This window comes from Vibrio sp. D173a, from assembly GCF_030248475.1.
Genome location: NZ_JAHGAH010001028.1, coordinates 1 through 736, shown reverse-complemented (window position 1 = coordinate 736; position 736 = coordinate 1). Strand labels below are relative to the sequence as shown.

The window sequence follows — 736 nt, the reverse complement described above, 5'->3', positions numbered from 1 at the left end:
ACCGGTGGCGACCTTGTGCTCCTTCTTGGCGCTCAACCTAACGGGGACACCGTTGAACTTGTACGCGCAGATAGGTCTGGTTCTGCTCATAGCGCTCGCCGCGAAGAACGCAATCTTGATTGTGGAATTCGCGAAAGTAGAGCGCGAAGAGAAAGATGCGCCTATCGATGATGCAGCAGTGAAGGGTGGTACTCTACGTTTCCGTGCGGTAAACATGACATCTTGGTCGTTTATCTTAGGTATCTTCCCGTTGATCTTCGCTGCAGGTGCGGGTCACGTAAGTCAAAACTCACTGGGTATCTCGTTGCTTGGTGGTCTGTTATGTGTGTTGTTGGCAGGTACGTTCCTCATCCCTGGCTTCTACGCCTTCGTTCAGCGCAAGCGTGAGAAAGCACATGGTGGAAATACCAAACTTATTCCTCTCGACGATGAATAACGCAGTTTAAGATTAACCACATGAAACAAAAGGCTTAGCATTTGCTAGGCCTTTTTTATATCTAAACAGAATATAAATCCTCTCTTATATGCCAATTCTCTAAATATATCACTGAGTTTATACTCTAAACTTGTTCTTCTAATAAAATAGTGTTTTTTATATAAGTATTTGTTTTGTAATTAAATAGTGACTTTCGGTGAACGTGTGTATGCTCGAAAAAGTTTGCACAATATTGTGAAGTGTTTCAAAATTAGCGGGTTAAGTTGAATTTTTTGTGCATTGAGGTTCTTATGAAGGTCG

The 736-nt window shown here is 42.5% G+C and carries 1 protein-coding gene; it reads left to right on the top strand.

The window, feature by feature from the left end; translation table 11 throughout:
- Positions 1–436 (top strand): efflux RND transporter permease subunit (locus KIV40_RS31045; RefSeq protein ID WP_285353143.1); only part of this gene is annotated, 436 nt, incomplete at its 5' end.
- Positions 437–736: the final 300 nt, after the last annotated feature.